Origin of the sequence: Maridesulfovibrio bastinii DSM 16055, assembly GCF_000429985.1 — a bacterium.
GTDB lineage: Bacteria > Desulfobacterota > Desulfovibrionia > Desulfovibrionales > Desulfovibrionaceae > Maridesulfovibrio > Maridesulfovibrio bastinii.
Map to the genome: position 1 here is coordinate 43,894 of NZ_AUCX01000019.1, position 15,835 is coordinate 59,728.

Sequence of the window (15,835 nt, forward strand, 5' to 3'; positions counted from 1 at the left end):
ATTTCAGCTCAATTCCCTTAAAAGAATCGTTTTCAGCTTTAAAGTATCAAGGTTGGTTTCCAGATTACCGTCCACGGCAACCGAAACTGTGCCTCTTTCTTCGGAAACAATTATTGAAAGAGCATCGGTTTCCTCACTGATACCCAGTGCGGCCCGGTGCCTTGTTCCAATTGCGCTCTGTCTTGTTGAAACCTGCGCCAGCGGCAGAATACAGGAACCGGCGACTATTTTATTTTCGCTGATTACAACGGCTCCGTCATGCAGAGGGGTATCCGGCCAGAAGATATTAACCAGCAGTTGTTTGCTGACTTCGGCATTGATTTCAACTCCGCGTTCAATGATATCCCCTAGAGGAACACTTTTGCGGATAACGACAAGAGCCCCAATTTTCTGACGGGCCATGGTTTCCATAGCTTCACAGATTTCATCGACAACGATATTTTTTATATCGCTTTTACGCCAGAACCATCCCGCACCCATCTGGGCCAGACCTTTTCGGATATCTTTCTGAAAAAGAACTATGATAACAATAAATATCGAACTCAGGAAATTGGCAAGCAGCCAGTTAAGTGTATTAAGCCCTAGTTCGTCTGAAGCGTAATAGACCAGAAGCAGCAGCATTAATCCCCAGATTACGGCCACGGCTCTGGTCCCGCGGACCAGAAGGATCACGTAATAGTAGACGACTGCGACCAGTCCTATATCCAGGAGTTCTCTCCACGAAATCTGAAATCCGAAAATTTCAATCATTACTTATCCCCGAAAAGCTCCTTGACAATAGCAAGTGTCTGACAGGTTTCCCTGACCTCATGAACCCTGTGAATCGGAACACTTCTGGCAGCAAGGCAGGCCGTTGCAGCCTGTGTGGCATTTTTACGGTCACCCACTTCAAGATCCAGAAGTCCTTTAAATAAGGATTTATTTGACAACCCCATGTAAACAGGAAAGCCAAGGTCCATGAAACGGTCTATATTTTTCAGAATCTCCAGATTGTGTTCCAGAGTTTTTCCAAAGCCTATACCGGGATCAAGGACTATATAATCATCTGGTAATCCAGCTTTGTTGAGTTTTTCAAGACTTTTTTTAAAAAAAGTCAAAATGTTTTCAACAACATCATCATACCTTGGATCAACCTGCATTGTGTCAGACTGCCCTTTTGTATGCATCAAAACATATCCGGGCTTATAGTGTCCTACAACTTCCAGAAGTTCCGGATCATAAGTAAAAGCTGAAACATCATTTATGATATGTGCTCCGGCTTCAATACATTGTCTGGCGACTTCACTTTTGATTGTATCAACACTGACAACATAATCAGGGCTTAATTTTTCAACAAGAGGAAGAACCCGCGCAAGTTCTTCTGCAACACTTACCTTATCTGAAAACGGACGTGAACTTTCACCTCCGATATCCAGCATATCAGCTCCGTCAGCAATTAATTTCAGGGCGTGTTTAACAGCACTTTCAGTGGTGTCATGCGTTCCGCCGTCATAAAACGAATCAGGGGTGACATTGACTATTCCGGCCACAAGAAAAGGGGCAGGGCCTAACACCCTGCCCCCTCTTACGGTCCAAGTATATTCCTTTAACATTGGATTATATTTACTCCGAACCTTTTTTATCTTCGTCCTTGGAAACATCCTGCGCATCATCTGCGGGTTTTGTTTCTTCGGCTTCAACTGATGCTTTTACATCAGCTTCAACTTCAGCAGTTTTTTCAGCCTTGGGCTTTTCTTCCGCTTTAGCGGCATTCTCTTTTTCCTGCTCTTCATCAAATGAAAATTCATGTGAACTTTCTTCAACTGGCTTATAAGCAGGATTTGAAGAATCATTTTCGCGATATGCCTGAGCTGCATCTGAAGGATTTTTGGCATTAACGCCGTTTACGAGAGGAGGAAGTTCTCCACCTTTCATAATGACATCAATATCATTTCCAGAGATGGTCTCACGCTCAAGGAGAGCTTCCGCAATTTTATGCAGAATATCTTTGTTTTCTCCAAGAAGCTTACGGGCGGTATCGTGCGCGGTGTCTATTATCCGGCGAACTTCGGAGTCGATCAGTCTGGAAGTATCCTCACTGAAATCTCTGTGCTGAACAAGTTCCTTGCCAAGGAAGACCTGATCATTGCTTTCACCGAAAGACATGGGTCCGAGCTTGTCGCTCATGCCCCACTGGCAGACCATGTTTCTGGCCATTTTAGTGGCGCGCTCTATATCGTTACTTGCTCCGGTGGTCATCTGGTCGAGGATTAATTCCTCGGCCACACGTCCACCTAAAAGCATAACAAGCATGCTCTCAAGGTATTCCCGTGAATAATTGTGGCGGTCGTCGACAGGCAGTTGCATGGTTACACCAAGAGCCATACCACGCGGGATAATGGATACCTTGTGAACAGGATCGGTTTTAGGAAGCAGTTTGGCAATCAGAGCGTGTCCGCCTTCGTGATAGGCAGTGGTCCTTTTTTCTTCATCGCTCAGAATTACGCTGCGGCGTTCCTTACCCATCATAACCTTGTCTTTTGCTTCCTCAAAGTCGTCCATCAGGAGGTAGTCCTGATTCTTTTTCGCTGCATGTAAAGCAGCCTCGTTTACGAGGTTTTCAAGATCAGCACCTGAAAATCCCGGAGTTCCGCGTGCGATAAGGTCAAGATTGACTTCATCGGAAAGCGGGCTCTTGCGAGTGTGAACTTTAAGAATATGTTTTCTGCCGCGCACATCAGGAGTCGGCACAACAACCTGACGGTCAAAACGTCCGGGACGCAGCAGTGCCGGATCAAGAACATCCGGTCTGTTGGTGGCCGCAATCAGAATTACACCCTCATTGGATTCAAAACCATCCATTTCAACCAGCAACTGGTTAAGGGTCTGTTCGCGTTCATCATGTCCGCCGCCGAGCCCTGCTCCGCGCTGACGTCCTACGGCATCAATTTCATCAATAAAGATAAGGCATGGAGCATTTTTCTTACCCTGTGCAAAAAGGTCACGCACACGGGAGGCTCCGACACCGACAAACATTTCTACAAAATCAGAACCGGAAATAGAGAAAAAGGGAACACCTGCTTCACCGGCAACTGCACGGGCAAGAAGGGTTTTACCGGTTCCGGGAGGGCCTACCAGCAATACACCTTTAGGAATACGTCCGCCAAGGCGGGTGAACTTTTTGGGTTCACTGAGGAAAAGAACAACTTCATGAAGTTCATCTTTTGCTTCATCAACGCCGGCAACATCCTGAAAGGTAACCTTGGCTGTTTCCTCATTAAGCATTCTGGCTCTTGAGCGGCCGAAGGACATAGCCCCGCCTTTGCCGCCTCCACCGCCGCCCTGCATCTGGCGCATAAAGAATATCCATACACCAACAAGCAGCAGCATGGGAAACCATGAAATAAAAAGAGTCATATACCACGGAGCCTCTTCTTCCGGTTCCGCAACGACTTCAATTTTATTTTTTATTAGTTTCTGAACCAGATTCGGATCGTCAGGACTATAGGTGACAAATCTTTTATCACCGACCATGATACCCGAAATTTTCTGACCCTGAATTTTAACCTGAATAATATCCCCGGTATCCACTTTCAACAGAAAGTCGGAATAAGGGATTTTGAGCTGGGTTGCCGCTGGCTGGTTGAAAAGGTTGAACAACACGAACATGACCATCGCGATTGTTACCCAGACCAAGAGATTCTTGGCAAAGCTGTTCAAAAGAATTTCCTCCGTATTCGTATGGTCAGGCGAACAGGCCTTTTGACCGTATGCAGACCAATTTTCTTACTTAAATTGTAGCGTTTCTAAAGAATTAATATATCCTATGTGTGAAATTGCAAGCCTTCAAAAAAAATAATTAAAGCTTGCTCTATTTTTTTAAAATTGATACCTGAAATCCCTTTGGAACGGAAGCGTATCGTCACCGGTGTGGCGCCTGGACTTCAAATCCAGTGGGCGGTTGAGAAATCGCCGGTAGGTTCGACTCCTATACGTTTCCGCCATACTTTTCAGCAGACAATTGCGGTATCTCTTTTCAAAATCAGATTCTATAACCGAGTTGCAGAATTGTCGCAAGGGTCACATTCAGACACGCAGTACTTTTATTACCAGATTCAGCTCATATCCTTTCTTTTCAAATTAATATATACTGGTATTATTCATAGTCTGATTATAAGCTTTTCATTTATTTTAAAACCGATTACGACCCCACATTCCGTTGCCTGATGGCAAAAAATTACACACTGACGAAACCACTCAGGATATTTTAAATGAAGAATTATCTAAAAGATAAAAAAATAATCACTAATATAGAAAAACTGGATAAACAGCATTCAATCCTGTTCAAACTTATAAAAAAACTCAAGACAATCCTCACCATCGGGGAACCTGATTACGCTGAAATGATAAATGTTCTGGCAGAACTGAACGCATACACAAATTTTCATTTTAAAACCGAAGAAGCTTTTTTTGAAGAACACGGGTATAAAAATCTCGATCTGCACCGGGCCAAACATCAATCCTTTATTGAGCAGGTGGAAGCTTTTTCACTTGAAAACGCACTGGGAACTCCCGGCCTTGGTGAAGAGATGCTGGAATTTTTAGAAAATTGGCTTATAATACATATACAGCATCTGGATGTAAGCGCCTGTAGACAACTAAACCTAACGGATAAAAAAGATATCGGGAAATAGTTTATGACTGAGTTTGAAATTGATGATGATTTATATGCTGATCTCGAAGAGCTGGATAAGCAGCACGCCAATCTTTTTAGAATCTTCAATATGCTTAAATGCACCATTGAGGATAAAGACGACGACTCCCTTTTTGTCATCATCGAAGAACTGAAAAATTATATGCGCTACCATTTTTCAGCTGAAGAAAAGATGCTTGAAAAATTCAGCTATGAAGCTCTTCAGCAGCACCGCAAAGAGCATGAAGCCTTTACCGACAAGATGGGTGACTTTAACTTTGATCTGGTTACTGGAGACCCTGATCTGGGTAAAAATATGCTGGATTATCTTAAAAACTGGCTGCAAAACCACATTAATAAATCTGACCGGAAAGCATTTAAATCCATAAGCATCCCCCACAACTAGATTTTAACTTTTTCGTCCGCTGCTTTTAAGGCCCTGTTGCCGGACTGAATTTTATATTCAGTTATCGCAATAAAAATCATTTCAAGAAATAAATTTATACAGTGCTCGAATCCGGACGGATTTGGGCCACCCCTGCCCGGCAGCAGTCAGAGATCAGCTTAATTAAAAACAAACAGGCGGAACATGATATTCATGTTCCGCCTGTTATTATATGTAAGGCTATCCGGCACAGACTACTGCCCCGGCAAAAAGGCTTGCTTAAAATAGTCTGCTATGATTCGAGCCATTTTTTCATATCAGCAATCTGAACAGAAACAGATTCCGGCCCGGTGCTTCCGTGAGAGACCCTTCTGTTTACAGCTGCATCATACGACAGAACTTCAGCCACATCTGACTCAATCTTATCTGAAAATTCACAAAGCTTTTCAAGATTCAGATCTTCAATGCCTACACCCTGCTTTTCGCAGAAAGCAACAACTGATCCGGTGATATGGTGGGCTTCTCTGAAAGGTATACCTTTAGTCACCAGATAGTCAGCCAGTTCGGTTGCGTTCAGAAAGCCTTTTTTCAGGGCCGCGCGCATATTTTCAGGGTTAAAGCCCATTTCGGACATCATTTCCGCCATTATGGAAATGGAATCATGTACTGTTTTATCGCAGTCGAAAAATGGTTCCTTGTCTTCCTGCATATCACGGTTATAGGCCAGAGGAAGTCCTTTGACGGTTGTCATCAGTGAGAAAAGATCACCGTAAACCCGTCCTGTTTTACCACGCATAAGTTCGCAGACATCAGGATTTTTCTTCTGGGGCATAATTGATGATCCAGTGGAAAAAGCATCCGGCAGCTTAACAAATCCGAAACACGGATTGGACCAGATTATAAGTTCCTCACACAGTCTGCTGAGATGGGTCATCATCAGACTTCCGGTAAACATTGCTTCCATTACAAAGTCACGGTCGGAGACAGCATCAAGACTGTTGTTGAATGTGCCGCCCATTCCAAGCTTTTCCGCAACTGAGGCAGGATTGATCGGGTATGTGGTTCCGGCTAAAGCGGCTGCTCCGAGTGGTGATACGTTTGAACGCTTCATGCAGTCGCAGACCCGTTCAAAATCACGCCTGAACATCCAGGCATAGGCGAGCATGTGGTGGGCAAGACTGACAGGCTGAGCCGGCTGCATGTGTGTATAGCCGGGCAGCAGAACATCCCTGTACTGGTCTGCTTTATCAACCAGAACTCCGATAAGCTTTGTTACAACTATTTTCCAGTCAGCAAGTCGATGGGTAACATGAAGTCTGAAATCGAGGGCAACCTGATCATTACGGCTTCTGCCGGTATGCAGTTTACCGCCTACAGGACCGACAATCTCAGTCAGCCTGCTTTCAATATTCATGTGCAGGTCTTCATATTCACGCTTCCAGTTAAATTTACCGGAACGTATTTCTTCGAGAACCTGATCAAGCCCGGCTGAAAGTTTTTCAGCTTCAGCCACGGTCAGCACACCCTGCTCTGCAAGCATACCCGCATGGGCTTTGGAACCTGCTATATCTTCTTCATAAAGAGCGCAGTCGTAATCTACGGACTGGGTGTAATCTTCAACTGATGCAGCTGTTTTTTGAGAAAATCTGCCGCCCCATAACTTATCGTCTGCCATTTTTATCAAATCTCCATAGTTAAAACTTGAAGTCTTGGTTTAACTTTTATCAATTGCCTCATGCTAGCGGAAAAAAGGTCCCGATGATTACACAGCCCAGCATAAAAAGAACTGTCTGCCCAGCGGTCCTCCTGCTTTCCCAAAATCGCTTTAGCAAATTATAAGTAACACAATCAGAAAATTCAGGGAAATATGTATGGCTATAAATCTATAAACCCGGCCACACTATAAAAAAGCGGGCCGGAAAAAATCCGACCCGCTGATAATCTTTAAGCTGATTAATCTTCTTTATTACCGCCGAGCCAGTTGCTGCCTGCTTCAGCAGTGTGACCTTTGAGGCGGAGTCCGACGAGCTTGATAAAGCCTTCGGCATCCTTCTGATTATAGACATCATCCTTTTCAAAGGTGGCCAGATCAGAACGGTAAAGTGAGTAAGGTGATTTACGGCCTTCAGGGATAGCATTACCCTTGTAAAGTTTTACCCTTACAGTACCGGTGATTTTTTCCTGACTCTTGTCAATCATTTCCTGAAGAGCAATTCTTTCAGGAGCGTACCAGTAACCATAGTAAACCATCTCTGCATATTTAGGAATAAGGCTGTCACGCAGATGCATCATCTCACGGTCCATGCAGAGACCTTCAAGATCACGATGGGCAACATGCATGATTGTTCCACCGGGAGTTTCATAAACACCGCGGGATTTCATGCCGACAAAACGGTTTTCAACCATATCTACGCGGCCTATGCCGTGTTTTCCGCCAAGCTCATTCAGCTTCTGCACCAGAGCTGCCGGAGAATAGCTGGTTCCGTTGATGGCTACAGGATTACCCTGTTCAAAATCTATAGTAATAATTTCCGGTTCATCAGGAGCTTTCTCAATGGGAGAACACAGTCTGTATGAATCAGGAGAAGGAGCATTCCAAGGGTCTTCCAGCTCTCCGCCTTCAAAGCTTACATGCAGAAGGTTGGCATCCATAGACCATGGTTTTTTTCTTGTGGTCGGAACCGGAATATCGTTTTCTTCAGCAAATTTAACCAGATCGGAACGTGATTCCAGATCCCATTCACGCCACGGAGCAATGGTCTGCAATTTGGGATTCATACCCATGGCAGCCAGTTCAAAACGAACCTGATCATTACCTTTACCTGTGGCACCGTGAGCAACAGCCTGAGCACCTTCACGTTCGGCAATTTCCACAAGTCTTTTGGAAATAAGCGGACGTGCTATGGATGTACCAAGCAGATAACGTCCTTCGTAAACTGCTGAAGCGCGGAAACACGGAAAGATAAAATCACGGGCGAATTCTTCACGAAGGTCTTCGATGAAGGCTTTGGAAGCGCCGGTCTTCAGAGCTTTTTCTTCAATACCGTCCAGTTCTTCACCCTGACCGAGGTCGGCTGTGAGGGTGATAACTTCACAATCATAGGTATTCTTGATCCATTTAAGAATGATGGAAGTATCAAGACCGCCGGAATAAGCCAGTACTACTTTTTCTATTTTGCTCATTTTTAAATAATCCTTTTAAAATTATTCAACAGCGTGAACGGAAGCGACATTGGGAACGGGTGCAAGAACTTTGCTTACCGCTTCAAGATCAACTTCCAGACCGTTTACAGCCCATTCAAGAATAGCCTTCTGCATGTGCAGACGATTTTCAGCCTGATCGTAAATAATAGACTGCGGACCGTCCAGAACTTCAGCAGTGACTTCTTCACCTCTATGTGCAGGAAGGCAGTGCATTACTTTGCAGTCGGGATCAGCGAGCTTCATCAGTTCGCTGTTCACCTGAAACGGCATGAAGGCTTCCATACGCTTTTTCTGTTCTTCTTCCTGTCCCATGGAAGCAAAAACATCGGTGTTGACGTAATGCGCTCCCTTGATTGCTTCCTTAGGATCATAAGACATATTGATTTTGGCACCCATGCCGAGAGCACGCGCGATTATTTCCGGGTCGGGCTCATAACCTTTGGGGAAAGCCATGGTCAGATAGATCGGGAAATAGATAGCGGCATTGATCCATGACTGAGCCATATTGTTTCCATCGCCGATCCAGGCAACGTGAACATTGGAAAGGTCCGGGGTGCGCTCGTAAATACTGAGCATATCACTCAGCACCTGACAGGGATGATATTTATCAGTAAGGGCATTGATAACCGGCACGGAAGCATGCTCGGCCAGAGTGCGGACTTTTTCCTGTCCGAAAGTTCTGACCACAAGTGCATCGGCATATCTTGAAAGAACCTGTGCGGTATCTTCAAGCGGTTCGCTTCTGCCCAGCTGGGATTCATTGGGAGTCATGAAGACAGTGCTTCCGCCCATCTGATGAACGGCAACCTCAAATGAAACACGGGTTCTGGTGGAAGCCTTTTCAAAGATAAGAATAACTGTTTTATCTTTGAGGACATCGTTTTTAATTTTATTATCCTTGAGTTCCTTAGCCCTTAAAAGAAGCTGACCGAGTTCGGAACGAGGAATGTCATTGATGCGCAGCATGTGTCTTATCATGCGAAATTCTCCTGATCGTGAAATATGAGACTTGGTGCAATAAAGGTTGATATTATTGCCCGAGTCATAAACTCTTGTAAACCACAATATGGACACCGGGAATATCCCGCGGCCATTTCCATGTTCAATGATTTCAGGACGAAAGGCCGGAAAAGCTCGTCCCTGTTGAAAGGGCTGACCGATGATTCTTTTAAAGCGATCAGCCCCGAGTTCGCAGTCGCAGGTCCGGGGAAACGCTTTCTACAGCGGAATCAGTTATGGAAAACATTTCAGGACCGTGGTCGTAGCCCATAAGATGCAGCAGGGCATGGGTAAGCAGTCTGACAAAATGTTCTTCCGGATTTTGACCGTAAAGTTTTATTTCCCGGTTCAAAGTATCCACAGAAAGAACGATTTCACCAAGATTTCCCTGCTCATCGCCTTTTCCATCTTCCGTAGAAGGAAAACTGAGCACATTCGTAGGTCCGGTACAATTCAAATAAGCACTGTTAACGTTTGCAATTCTGCCGTCATCAACAATTCTCAAACCGAAATTTAGTTCTTCCATGCCGAAAAAATTTTCCAGCAGTTCCACAGCGTCTTCAACTTCTCCCCTGCTTAAAGGGAAAAGTGGATGCGGAATTGTATCATAAGTTATATCGGCCATTGCAAACCCGGTCTATTTTTTATCTTCCAGATCATAAGCGCGGACAATTTTGGAAACAAGCGGATGCCTGACGACATCTGATTCATCAAAACGTATAAAGCTTATTCCATCCACACCCTGCAGAATTTTAGCGGCATTTACAAGACCTGAGCGGTGCTTGTCCGGGAGATCTATCTGGGTGATATCTCCGGTCACAACCACTTTTGAGCCAAAGCCCATGCGGGTGATGAACATTTTCATCTGCTCAGGAGTGGTATTCTGGGCTTCATCAAGGATAATAAAAGCATTATTTAAAGTTCTGCCGCGCATAAAAGCCAGCGGAGCTATCTCAATAGTATTCTCCTCAAGCATTTCCAGAACTTTGGGCTGATCAAGCATATCGTAGAGGGCATCATACAAAGGGCGTAGATAAGGATTAATTTTTTCCACCAGATCGCCGGGCAGAAAGCCCAGCTTTTCTCCGGCTTCAACCGCAGGTCTGGTCAGTATTATCCTTTTAACTTCTTTGCGGGTCAGCGCATGGACCGCCATAGCCACCGCCAGATATGTCTTGCCTGTTCCTGCCGGTCCAAGAGCAAAAGTCATATCGCTTTCCCTTACAGCTGAAAAATAAGCCCTTTGGGCCAGAGAACGCGGGATAAGCGTTTTGCGGTGGGAAACAGCAAAAATTTCGTCCCTGAAAATACTGCCGAGATCGGCCGAAGGATCGCGGGAAAGAATGCGGTAGGCACTTTCCACATCCTGAGGATAAACTGCTTTGCCGGATTTCATCAGCCCGTAGAGCTGAGAAAATGTTTTAGCAACGGGATCAATAATTTCTTCGCTGGCAGCCTGAAAAACAAGACTGCTGCCCCGGCTGTCTATACGAACACCTGATTTTGCGGCAATGCTTTCTAAATTTGAATTTTGCGGCCCGAAAAGGGTACTGGCCAGCTCGATGCTCTCGAACTCCAGTTTGACGCAGACTTTATCTGAATTATTCATTTCTTTGTCCTGACGAAAAACATCAGGCAGAGATACGGCACCAAAGCGGAATATGCAACCGTTTTGAGTATGATTTTCACGGATTCGGGGCTTAAGTCTTTATTCAGAAAGAAGATCCTCTACTGCGGCCAGAAGAGCTGTGGAGTTAAAAGGTTTGGTGAAAGTATATTTGACGCCGAACATTTTTATCCAGTCCAGAGAATCATAATTGGCCGAGGAACTTCCTCCGGACACCGCAATGATTTTAACATCAGGATTTTCTTTCATTAATTCCCTTACAGTCTGGACACCCTCTTTTTCCGGCATAAAAATATCCGTCACAACTAAATCTATATCGCTGTCAGAATATAATTTCAGAGCTTCAACACCATCTTCAGCCTCTTCTACCTCATAATGCTCATTTTCAAACATCGCCCGCAGGATCTGGCGTGAAATGGGATCATCATCAACTACAAGAATTCGGGGCATCAGTTTCTCCTAAAAAACAGTTTAATCAATCTCAAAACGTATGTTTTAAATATACATTAAATATTTATTAAATGTCTAGTATTCACTCAAAAAAGCTTACAAAAACAATATAGAAAGGCTATTATAAACCCAATATGCTACTTCATGCTTCCTCTGAAAATCTTATATTCAATAAGTCTGCACTCTATTTTTGCATTGTAGAAAGGTATTCTTCTGGACGATCTTAACCCGACACATTTAGCCAGGTCAAAATTACCCGTAAAGACGTAACCCCTATAGCCCTGACAACTGGTCTTTAAAAAATCGCCTATGGCCGAATATGTGTTTTGCAGCTCGGCAGGGTTGCCAAGACGTTCCCCGTATTCAGGGTTAATCACCACAACTCCGCCATTGTCAGGAATCTCTGTTTTCCTGAAATCACATACATCAAATTCAATGTGATGTTCAACACCTGCTTCGCGGGCATTTTTCCTTGCGGCTTCAATCGCTTCCGGGTCAATATCTGTGGCGATAATTCTGCCTGTAATTTCAGTGCGTTCCTTCTGTTCAGCTTCGGCGCAGAGCTGATCAAAATAATTTTCATCATATCCGGGCAAACGCATAAAGGCGAAATCGTCCCGCAAAAGTCCGGGTGCTCCGTTAAGCCCGATAAGAGCGGCTTCTATAGCCAGAGTTCCACTACCGCACATGGGAGAAATAAAATTGCCCTTTCCAAACCAGCCGGTTGCGGAAATGATGGACGCGGCAAGAGTCTCCTGCAAAGGAGCCTTATGCGGAAATTTACGGTATCCCCTTCTCGAAAGCGGTTCACCGGATGTATCAAGGTAAACCACGCAATCACTGTCGCGCCAATAGAGAAAAGGAATTATGCCGCACAGATCAGGACCGGAATGTGGACGTTTTCCCGTAACTTCACGCATTCTGTCTACTATTGCGTCTTTAACTTTTACATTGGCAAATCTGGAGTCGTTAACAGTTTCCGTTTTCACAGAGGAAGTGACTGTGAGATAATCGTCAGAGGTTAGCACCCTTTCCCAGACTATTGATTTGACATTATCGTACAGTTCTTCGGGAGTGGAAGCCTGAAATCTTTTAAGCTGGTATAAAACCCTGTGACCGGAACGAACATAAAGATTAAGCTTCATACATTCGTTTAATGAAGCTTTTATTTCTACTCCGGCAACCTTTTCTTCCCTGATTTTAAAACCCATTCTGTCCAGCTCTTTGGCTAGATATGGAGAAAAACCTTTCGGACAGGTAACCAGAACTATACTTTTTCTTTCAAAATCAAGCATTGCATCCCTTCAGCATAGAATATCGTCACGAATTTTATAAAACTCGCGCTTATAGTAATTATTATCATAAAAATTGTTTGGAATAAAATAAAAACAGGAGATGCGAAAACTTTGCTTCCCACAGAAAAAATTATTCCCCCCAAAAAACATATACCACCATTATTTGAGGTGACATACTGTCATTGGAGGGAAAAAACAACAATTAAGGTAAATTTGACAGAAATAGATTAAAAAAAGGGTCCATTATGCTTCATAAAGATCAAAAAACTCTTTCCTCGCGTTGGATTGAGCCACCTTTCTTATTGAGTTCAAATCTTCATAATTATCAAGAAGCAGGTCAACAACATCGCTGCTAAACGCAGAACCGGACATATCTTTAAGCACGGCACGGGCTATATCCATAGGCATTCCATCTCTGTAAGGCCGATCTTCGGTTATGGCGGTAAAAACATCGGCAACAGCAAGAACCTGACAATCCAGACTGAGATCAGCTCCTGTAAGCCCGAAAGGATATCCTTTGCCATCAATCCTTTCATGGTGGTTGCAGGCCCATTCCGTGATATTTGTAAAACCCTGCACCGCGCTTAAAATCTTACGGCAATATTTTGGATGGCTGCGCATCACGGTCCACTCCTCATCCTTGAGAGGCCCGTTTTTCTCCAGAATAGATTCCGGGACAGCCAGCTTACCGAGATCGTGCAGATTACCTGCAATACGCATGTAGTCGCATTTTATGCTGGGGCTATCCATAAGACAGGTCAGCGTTCCGGCGATTTCAGCCACACCTCTGGAGTGGGTTGCCGTAAAACTGCTGCGGTAATCAATAATTTTAGAAAAAAGTCTGGTGTACTCAAGAAGCTCGTTATGGCTGAGTTCTTCATTTTCAAGATGTTCGGGTGCCAGAGTGAAAAGATTATCCTGAGGATTATCAAGCTGATCAGCAAATCCCGGTTGAACAGACAAATCGCAGAATGCTTCAACATGCAGGGGATTAAACATTATACCTTTTTTCTCGATAATTTTTTGGCGTATCCTTTCCAGCTGCCCTGCTGACGGAACATCTCTTTTGATCTGGACATCAATTCTGTCAGCCAGATTAACAACATTGCCACACTCCAGAGTAAAATTGTTTTTATCTTTTATATCAGCATATTTATCGTGATGGTGGCGGATATATTGTGCGACTGAATAAAATCTTGGATACGGTCTGACCAGTCTGTAACCGGCTTCGCAATGAACAATGCCGTCAGTTTCAAACTCAAGGGCATCCAGCCGGCTCCGATATGAAAGAGCACCAGCATCATGCATCAACCCGGCAAAAAGAAGATCGCGCTGAACCTCTGCGGAATAGCCAAGCTGATGGGAAAGACGTGCTGCCAGAAATCCTACTCTGACATGATGGTTGCTGACTGCTGACGAAATCAGATCCATGCCAAGTGAAAGCGACTTGATAAGCTCGATTAACCGAACACCTAAATTTTCACTCATTTCCCAACCTCATACATACTTAAAAATCATCGAAAGAATCCGGAAACGGCAATGCCTATCATTGTCAGCAGAACAATCGTATGATTATAAAACGAGTCTTACTGGTAAAAAACTTGTCACCTGATACACCCAAAACCAGACCATAATCAATCATTGCCGGGACGTCTTCAGATTTGTAAATTCTCTACTGCGCCGCACTTACAGGCATTTCTATTTCATACCCTATTGCGAGAATTTTTTCACGGGTCGCAGTGATAAAACCAGCACTCCCCTTCCCGCAATGTCCACACGCAAAGGTATAGACACATTTCTGACCACAATTGTTATCCTTTGAGGCATAAATATAGCCATTAATACAGTGCGGGCAATCGCTTTTTAAAAAAACAGGTTTATTTTTTTCCAGATAATTTTTTTTGTCAGCCTGCCACAGCCGGTAATATTCCTGTGCTGTTTTACCAATATTCAGCGGCAGACGATCCAGATTCTGAAAAGACTGCAAGATATAGTTCCGTGAATCCGCAGACATAGCCCTGACTCTGTCCAGACAGCTGTTAAAAGAGTCCAGCCGTCCCGGAGCAGTGCCATCAAGTCCGAATGTAGCATGTATTTTTTTCCAGAGGTCGAGAAATTCAACTTCGGTCATTTTTTATTCCTCTGAAGCTGTGCAAGTTTTAGAAATTCATTTTCGCTTATCAATTCATTGCCGGGCTGCGGACAGTCGTTCCACATTTCCTCTTTGAGCCAGCGCGAAGCACAGGGTACGAAGCGTCCTTTTTCTCTTTGCCACTGGCTGGTAAGCGACTGGGTGTTCAGTGCTGAAAGTAAATTATCAAGGTCCGGGAGCAGATTCTTGAGGTGAAGCCTTTTCCATTCCCTTAAGGCGGCCGAACGGCCCTGCTTGCGCGGGTATTCCTTCCAGAAAAGATCAAAGCCGTCACACCCGCTCTCCTTTGCTCCTGAGATTTTTCCATCAGGGTTCTGCACTGGCTCTGCCACAGAATCAGGAGAGAGAGATTTCTTATTCTTTTCTTTCTTTATATCTTGTTCTGTTGCGGCACCGGATGATGCCGTGCTGCTACAGACATTGCTTGCAGGATGAAGCTCACATTGCGGCGATGAAAGCGTCTGCGGTTGAGCTGCTGATTGAGTTCCCGGTTGAGTATTCGGTTGTGCAATCGCTTGAGTATTCGGTTGTGCAATCGCTTGAGTATTCGGTTGTGCAATCGCTTGAGTATTCGGATGAGCAATCGCTTGAGTATTCGGTTGTGCAATCGCTTGAGTATTCGGATGAGCATTCGGCAGGTTGTCCTGCTGTCTCAGTGGCTGAACATGGTCTGAGGAAACTATTTTTCCATCGATCATGGTGCTCGACTGATATTTGTCCCAGTTCGGCACGGTTATGATTGTAAACCTGTTGGCCCTGCTGCTAATTTTAATAAAACCGTCGGCTTGCAGTTTTTTCAGCATGCGTGTCAGGCTGGTGCGGTCCAGCCCGAGTTCCGCACACCATGAGGAGACCACTATCCCGGTCTGACCGCATTTAAGCTCCACCCCTCGAAAAGCTGTCTTCTTGCGGCAGACTCTGACCAGAAGCGAAAGCATAAGACCACGGTAGGCCAGCCCCCTGCTCCATGAAACATTATCCTCAATCCTGCGCCAGAGTTTGATATACCCTCTGTTCAACGAACTTCTCCTTTTTATAGTAGTTAAAGTAT

Annotated in this window: 15 protein-coding genes and 1 tRNA gene; 3 read left to right on the forward strand and 13 right to left on the reverse strand. The window is 44.5% G+C overall.

Features of this window, described 5'->3' with window-relative positions; genetic code table 11:
- Positions 1 to 3: 3 nt before the first annotated feature.
- The 3 genes from cdaA to ftsH are packed head-to-tail and all read right to left on the reverse strand — an operon-like array spanning position 4 to position 3,699.
- Positions 4 to 750 (reverse strand): diadenylate cyclase CdaA, encoded by a 747-nt coding sequence (gene cdaA, locus G496_RS0110570; RefSeq protein WP_027179268.1) that lies wholly within the window; start codon positions 748 to 750, stop codon positions 4 to 6.
- Positions 750 to 1,592, reverse strand: coding sequence for a dihydropteroate synthase (gene folP, locus G496_RS0110575; RefSeq protein ID WP_027179269.1), 843 nt, complete (start codon positions 1,590 to 1,592; stop codon positions 750 to 752). The genes cdaA and folP overlap by 1 nt, the downstream gene beginning before the upstream one ends.
- Before the next feature lie 10 nt (positions 1,593 to 1,602).
- Positions 1,603 to 3,699, reverse strand: a complete 2,097-nt coding sequence (ftsH, locus tag G496_RS0110580; RefSeq protein ID WP_027179270.1) for an ATP-dependent zinc metalloprotease FtsH — start codon at positions 3,697 to 3,699, stop codon at positions 1,603 to 1,605.
- A 190-nt stretch (positions 3,700 to 3,889) separates the two neighbouring features.
- Here ftsH and G496_RS0110585 point away from each other — a divergent pair.
- The 3 genes from G496_RS0110585 to G496_RS0110595 all read left to right on the forward strand — a co-directional run bounded on the left by G496_RS0110585 (position 3,890) and on the right by G496_RS0110595 (position 5,078).
- Positions 3,890 to 3,983, forward strand: a tRNA-Sec gene (locus tag G496_RS0110585).
- Between the two features lie 267 nt (positions 3,984 to 4,250).
- Positions 4,251 to 4,673 (forward strand): bacteriohemerythrin, encoded by a 423-nt coding sequence (locus G496_RS0110590; RefSeq protein ID WP_027179271.1) that lies wholly within the window; start codon positions 4,251 to 4,253, stop codon positions 4,671 to 4,673.
- A gap of 3 nt (positions 4,674 to 4,676) precedes the next feature.
- The gene (locus G496_RS0110595; RefSeq protein WP_027179272.1) at positions 4,677 to 5,078 is read left to right on the forward strand and encodes a bacteriohemerythrin; all 402 of its coding nucleotides are present in this window, start codon (positions 4,677 to 4,679) and stop codon (positions 5,076 to 5,078) included.
- A 271-nt stretch (positions 5,079 to 5,349) separates the two neighbouring features.
- Here the strand turns inward: G496_RS0110595 and argH are convergent, their stop codons facing one another.
- The 10 genes from argH to G496_RS0110650 form a co-directional block, all read right to left on the reverse strand.
- Positions 5,350 to 6,732, reverse strand: a complete 1,383-nt coding sequence (argH, locus tag G496_RS0110605) for an argininosuccinate lyase (RefSeq protein WP_027179273.1) — start codon at positions 6,730 to 6,732, stop codon at positions 5,350 to 5,352.
- A gap of 278 nt (positions 6,733 to 7,010) precedes the next feature.
- Positions 7,011 to 8,240 carry an argininosuccinate synthase gene (locus G496_RS0110610; RefSeq protein WP_027179274.1) on the reverse strand — a complete coding sequence of 410 codons (1,230 nt, stop codon included), beginning with the start codon at positions 8,238 to 8,240 and terminating at the stop codon, positions 7,011 to 7,013.
- A gap of 21 nt (positions 8,241 to 8,261) precedes the next feature.
- Complete coding sequence (gene argF / locus G496_RS0110615) at positions 8,262 to 9,239, reverse strand: ornithine carbamoyltransferase (RefSeq protein ID WP_027179275.1); 978 nt, start codon at positions 9,237 to 9,239, stop codon at positions 8,262 to 8,264.
- Positions 9,240 to 9,438: 199 nt separating this feature from the next.
- Positions 9,439 to 9,885 carry an rRNA maturation RNase YbeY gene (ybeY, locus tag G496_RS0110620; protein WP_034633022.1) on the reverse strand — a complete coding sequence of 149 codons (447 nt, stop codon included), beginning with the start codon at positions 9,883 to 9,885 and terminating at the stop codon, positions 9,439 to 9,441.
- Between the two features lie 12 nt (positions 9,886 to 9,897).
- The gene (locus G496_RS0110625; RefSeq protein ID WP_027179277.1) at positions 9,898 to 10,869 is read right to left on the reverse strand and encodes a PhoH family protein; all 972 of its coding nucleotides are present in this window, start codon (positions 10,867 to 10,869) and stop codon (positions 9,898 to 9,900) included.
- A 99-nt stretch (positions 10,870 to 10,968) separates the two neighbouring features.
- Positions 10,969 to 11,337, reverse strand: a complete 369-nt coding sequence (locus G496_RS0110630; protein WP_027179278.1) for a response regulator — start codon at positions 11,335 to 11,337, stop codon at positions 10,969 to 10,971.
- 137 nt (positions 11,338 to 11,474) lie between these two features.
- The gene (locus G496_RS0110635; protein ID WP_027179279.1) at positions 11,475 to 12,632 is read right to left on the reverse strand and encodes a THUMP domain-containing class I SAM-dependent RNA methyltransferase; all 1,158 of its coding nucleotides are present in this window, start codon (positions 12,630 to 12,632) and stop codon (positions 11,475 to 11,477) included.
- Positions 12,633 to 12,875: 243 nt separating this feature from the next.
- Positions 12,876 to 14,120 carry an HD domain-containing phosphohydrolase gene (locus G496_RS0110640; RefSeq protein WP_027179280.1) on the reverse strand — a complete coding sequence of 415 codons (1,245 nt, stop codon included), beginning with the start codon at positions 14,118 to 14,120 and terminating at the stop codon, positions 12,876 to 12,878.
- A 184-nt stretch (positions 14,121 to 14,304) separates the two neighbouring features.
- Entirely contained in the window at positions 14,305 to 14,763 is a 459-nt protein-coding gene (locus G496_RS0110645; protein ID WP_027179281.1) for a hypothetical protein, read from the reverse strand.
- Positions 14,760 to 15,803 carry a hypothetical protein gene (locus G496_RS0110650; RefSeq protein ID WP_027179282.1) on the reverse strand — a complete coding sequence of 348 codons (1,044 nt, stop codon included), beginning with the start codon at positions 15,801 to 15,803 and terminating at the stop codon, positions 14,760 to 14,762. Before G496_RS0110650 ends, G496_RS0110645 begins: the two co-directional genes overlap by 4 nt.
- Positions 15,804 to 15,835: the final 32 nt, after the last annotated feature.